This window comes from Mesorhizobium sp. M8A.F.Ca.ET.207.01.1.1, from assembly GCF_004794715.1.
Lineage (GTDB): Bacteria > Pseudomonadota > Alphaproteobacteria > Rhizobiales > Rhizobiaceae > Mesorhizobium.
The window spans coordinates 162,163-167,162 of sequence record NZ_SRUS01000002.1 but is presented as its reverse complement, the minus strand read 5'-3'; the positions used below and the strand labels follow the sequence as shown (position 1 = coordinate 167,162).

At 54.9% G+C, this 5,000-nt stretch carries 1 protein-coding gene, 1 tRNA gene, 2 rRNA genes and 1 pseudogene; all 5 read right to left on the bottom strand.

All coding sequences use genetic code 11. The annotated features are described in order from the left end of the window. Positions 1-94: 94 nt before the first annotated feature. A pseudogene (locus EN850_RS05675) lies at positions 95-406 on the bottom strand (type II toxin-antitoxin system RelE/ParE family toxin). 3 nt (positions 407-409) lie between these two features. Further along, positions 410-676 carry a type II toxin-antitoxin system ParD family antitoxin gene (locus tag EN850_RS05670; RefSeq protein ID WP_127872300.1) on the bottom strand — a complete coding sequence of 89 codons (267 nt, stop codon included), beginning with the start codon at positions 674-676 and terminating at the stop codon, positions 410-412. Between the two features lie 676 nt (positions 677-1,352). Next, positions 1,353-1,429 (bottom strand) — tRNA-Met (locus EN850_RS05665). Positions 1,430-1,607: 178 nt separating this feature from the next. After that, a 5S ribosomal RNA gene (gene rrf, locus EN850_RS05660) occupies positions 1,608-1,722 on the bottom strand. 203 nt (positions 1,723-1,925) lie between these two features. Beyond that, positions 1,926-4,735 (bottom strand): 23S ribosomal RNA (locus EN850_RS05655). Between the last annotated feature and the right edge of the window lie 265 nt (positions 4,736-5,000).

Below are 5,000 nucleotides of genomic sequence, written 5' to 3'. Positions count from 1 at the left end.
CCTGGGTTACTCGCTTCGGTCCTCATGGTGAGCACGCTTCGCTTTGAAAAACGGCCGCCCGCCGACACGGCCACGGACCTCGCCCGAGCGGCTTTCAGTGCCGATCCTCCAACAATTCCGGTGTGATGTTTCGGCCGGCGTAGAAGATGCCCAGGATCAGCACCTGCTCACCCTCGACCGCAAAAGCAATGCTGACCGCCCGCCGGTAGCCAACGATCCGCAGCCCAGGCATGATCTCGACCCGCTCCGTACCTCGCTATGGAAAAGTCGATAAGCCAAGACAATGGTCCTTGATGCCCACGACGAAATTCCAGGCGATCGCCGGCGACGCCCGTTCGGCTATGTCGTCGTAGAGCTGTTCGAGTTCGGCTTGCGCGGCAGGATGAAAGACAATCCGATACTTCATTGCCTACTTGGCTTTCGCCTGCTTCGCGCGATGGCGCGCCTCCAGCCTGGAAAAGACCGCGTCAGCTGGTGTCGCTTTCGCCGGATCCTGCTTGAGTTCGGCCAGGCGCGACGGGATTTCCTCACGCAGCCACCTCTCCCGCTCCGCCTCGAAATCCTCGAGCATGCGCAGGCCGGCACGCACGACCTCGCTGGCATTGTTGTAACGCCCCGATTCGAGCTGCTTCTTGATGAAGCTCTCATAGTGGTCATTCAAAGCGTAATTTGGCATTGGCAACCTCTTGGAGCGAGTGCGGGATCGCGGTGCCTATATAGCAATAGATGTCAGCTATTGGCAAACTGGACCAATTCGGCCGGTGCTCATTTCCGCGATTCGTCCGGAGAGAATCAATTTGTCGCCTGATTCGGCATTGACTGAAATACCGCCTCGGCCACGACGGCACCGGCCAGCAGACGCGCAACTCGATACCCCGCATCCATCACGGTGCCAGATGCGCGCGGGATAGGTACGGAAGCCGGCTGAGTACAAATTCGTTTTATATCTTGACCTCCGAGACTGCGCCTTCCGGTTTGTGTATCTGTCTGCGATTTCGTTATGCGGCGAGGATACGAATGCGAACAGCCCGCCGGCGGGAGCCTGGCGGGCTGTTTTTGTCTTGTTGAGGCAGGTCCTTTTTAGCCAGGGTTTGTGTTTGTTGTCCCGGTGGTTGGCTGCCGTCTTTGCGTGCTGATGATGGCTAAGATCGATGGCGGCTGGTTCGAACGCAAAACGGCCCTCCGGGTTTGATTCTGGCGGGCGGTTTAATTTGGTTTTGGGGACAGGATTTGAGTTATCGGTCCTGCTGCGTCGGCAAGGCCTGCTTGCGGGCCGCTGATGACAGGTTCGAATCGCCGGCGACCACGGCAAAATACAAAAGAGCCCGCACGATGGCGGGCTCATTTGTATTTGGTTGCGGGGACAGGATTTGAACCTGTGACCTTCAGGTTATGAGCCTGACGAGCTACCGGGCTGCTCCACCCCGCGCCACCGATTTGCAAGCGAGAGCTTGCGAGAGGTTTGTCCGCCAAATGAAAGGGCCGCTTACGCGGCCCGTGTTTCCCGTTGGCGGGCCATGTTCAGAGAAGATTTCATCGCCTCGACCCAAAAACCGGCTTCGATTTTTGGAAAGTAGGATGTGACACATAAAACGTGCGTTTAGCAGACCTGGCAGCGACCTACTCTCCCGCGTCTTGAGACGAAGTACCATCAGCGCTGGAGCGTTTCACGGCCGAGTTCGGAATGGGATCGGGTGCAGCCGCTCCGCCATAACCACCAGGTCGGCAAAACGCACGTTATTCGAGAAGCTGTTTTTTGTGCCTTTGGAGTTCTTTTAGCCTGGCGCCTTTCGAAGCGAAGCTTCGCAAGGTCGACCGACCGTCGGCGCTTGTGCGCCGCACCCACGTAGCGCCGCCCGAAGGGCGGAACAAGCGTGAGTGAGAACAAACCATCTGACGAAGTCAGATGGACATAAGGAATGAGAACGATCAAGCCGATCGAACTATTAGTACCGGTAAGCTTCAAGCGTTGCCGCTCTTCCACACCCGGCCTATCAACGTGGTCGTCTTCCACGGTTCTCAGGGAATACTCGTTTTAAGGTGGGTTTCCCGCTTAGATGCCTTCAGCGGTTATCCCGTCCGGATATAGCTACCCTGCTATGCGGCTGGCGCCACAACAGGTCCACCAGAGATCCGTCCATCCCGGTCCTCTCGTACTAGGGACAGATCCTTTCAATATTCCTACACCCACGGCAGATAGGGACCGAACTGTCTCACGACGTTCTGAACCCAACTCACGTACCGCTTTAAATGGCGAACAGCCATACCCTTGGGACCTGCTCCAGCCCCAGGATGCGATGAGTCGACATCGAGGTGCCAAACAACCCCGTCGATATGGACTCTTGGGGGTCATCAGCCTGTTATCCCCGGCGTACCTTTTATCCGTTGAGCGATGGCCCTTCCACGCGGGACCACCGGATCACTATGACCGACTTTCGTCTCTGCTCGACTTGTCAGTCTCGCAGTCAGGCAGGCTTATGCCATTGCACTCAGCGAACGATTTCCGACCGTTCTGAGCCCACCATCGCGCGCCTCCGTTACTCTTTAGGAGGCGACCGCCCCAGTCAAACTACCCACCATACATTGTCCCGGACCCGGATAACGGGCCGCGGTTAGACATCCATAGTAATAAGGGTGGTATTTCAAGGGTGGCTCCACCTGAGCTGGCGCCCAGGTTTCAAAGCCTACCACCTATCCTACACATGCCACTACGAATGCCAATGTAAAGCTATAGTAAAGGTGCACGGGGTCTTTCCGTCTAACCGCAGGAACCCCGCATCTTCACGGGGAATTCAATTTCACTGAGTCTATGCTGGAGACAGCGGGGAAGTCGTTACGCCATTCGTGCAGGTCGGAACTTACCCGACAAGGAATTTCGCTACCTTAGGACCGTTATAGTTACGGCCGCCGTTTACTGGGGCTTCGATTCAGAGCTTGCACCCCTCCTCTTAACCTTCCAGCACCGGGCAGGCGTCAGACCCTATACGTCGTCTTGCGACTTCGCAGAGCCCTGTGTTTTTGATAAACAGTCGCTACCCCCTGGTCTGTGCCACCCTCCTCCACTTGCGTGGAAAAGGGTCACGCTTCTTCCGAAGTTACGCGTGCAATTTGCCGAGTTCCTTCAGCATAGTTCTCTCAAGCGCCTTGGTATACTCTACCAGACCACCAGTGTCGGTTTCGGGTACGGTTTATAAGGAGGAGCTATTTCCTGGAACCACGCAGCAGCCCGTTCAATCCGATAAGATTGGACTACCTCAATGATCCGTCACTACCTCCAAGCCCACGAATATTAACGTGGTTCCCATCGACTACGCGTTTCCGCCTCGTCTTAGGGGCCGGCTAACCCTGCTCAGATTAGCTTTAAGCAGGAACCCTTGGTCTTTCGGCGGGGGAGTCTCTCACTCCCCTTACGTTACTCATGTCAGCATTCGCACTTCTGATACCTCCACCACCCCTCACGGGTATGGCTTCATCAGCTTACAGAACGCTCCGCTACCGCTCGTATTGCTACGAACCCTAAGCTTCGGTGTATGGCTTTAGCCCCGTTACATTTTCGGCGCAAAGACCCTTATTTAGACCAGTGAGCTGTTACGCTTTCTTTAAATGATGGCTGCTTCTAAGCCAACATCCTGGTTGTTTTGGGATCCTCACATCCTTTCCCACTTAGCCATAACTTGGGGACCTTAGCTGTAGGTCAGGGTTGTTTCCCTTTTCACGACGGACGTTAGCACCCGCCGTGTGTCTGCCGACTAGTACTCCCAGGTATTCGGAGTTTGGTTAGGTTTGGTAATCCGGTGAGGACCCCTAGCCCATCCAGTGCTCTACCCCCTGGGGTATTCGGTCGACGCTCTACCTAAATAGATTTCGCGGAGAACCAGCTATTTCCGAGTTTGATTGGCCTTTCACCCCTAGCCACAAGTCATCCCGAACTATTGCAACAGTTATGGGTTCGGTCCTCCAGTAAGTGTTACCTTACCTTCAACCTGCTCATGGCTAGATCACTCGGTTTCGGGTCTAATGCAACGAACTGAACGCCCTGTTCAGACTCGCTTTCGCTGCGCCTACACCTAGCGGTTTAAGCTTGCTCGTCACACTAAGTCGCTGACCCATTATACAAAAGGTACGTGGTCACCCTTGCGGGCTCCCACTGTTTGTAGGCAATCGGTTTCAGGTACTCTTTCACTCCCCTTGTCGGGGTGCTTTTCACCTTTCCCTCACGGTACTAGTTCGCTATCGGTCATGCACGAGTACTTAGGCTTGGAGGGTGGTCCCCCCAATTTCAGACAGGATTTCACGTGTCCCGCCTTACTCGAGGACGATTGATTGCATTACGCGTACGGGGCTGTCACCCACTATGGCCCTACTTTCCAGAAGGTTCCGCTTGTCTCTCAATCGCCACTGGCCTGGTCCGGGTTCGCTCGCCACTACTTCCGGAGTCTCGGTTGATGTCCTTTCCTACGGGTACTTAGATGTTTCAGTTCCCCGCGTTCGCCACTTTATCCCTATGTATTCAGGATAAGTTACCTATTAACGATACTTGGAAACCACAGCAGCAAGTCGGCCTTGCGACCTTCTGGCTGCTCTGATTTTCCAAGTACCTTAGGTGGGTTTCCCCATTCGGAAATCTACGGATCAAAGGGTATTCGCACCTCCCCGTAGCTTATCGCAGCGTATCACGTCCTTCATCGCCTGTGCATGCCAAGGCATCCACCAATTGCCCTTAAGACACTTGATCGTTCTCATTGCCAATGCCCACCCGCGCAATCCGAAGGATTGTCGCTTCAGCCACCCTTGAGGGGTTAGCGTCCGCGCAATTCCGAAGGAATTGTCGCCTGAACCGGATCCTGTGCGGGATCCAATTCGATGTCATTGGCACAAAAAGACCAGCTTCTCGAGATCGGTTCGAGGGTGCGGTTAGGCAAACCCATCATATGCAAGGGATTGAGCGTCCCTTGCGACAAATCACGATCCTTTCAGATCATGAAGTTCGAACAAATCTT

Bases quoted from the DNA above. Each gene is read 5' to 3' on its own strand.
- EN850_RS05670 (WP_127872300.1), bottom strand. From the start codon at position 676: ATGCCAAATTACGCTTTGAATGACCACTATGAGAGCTTCATCAAGAAG.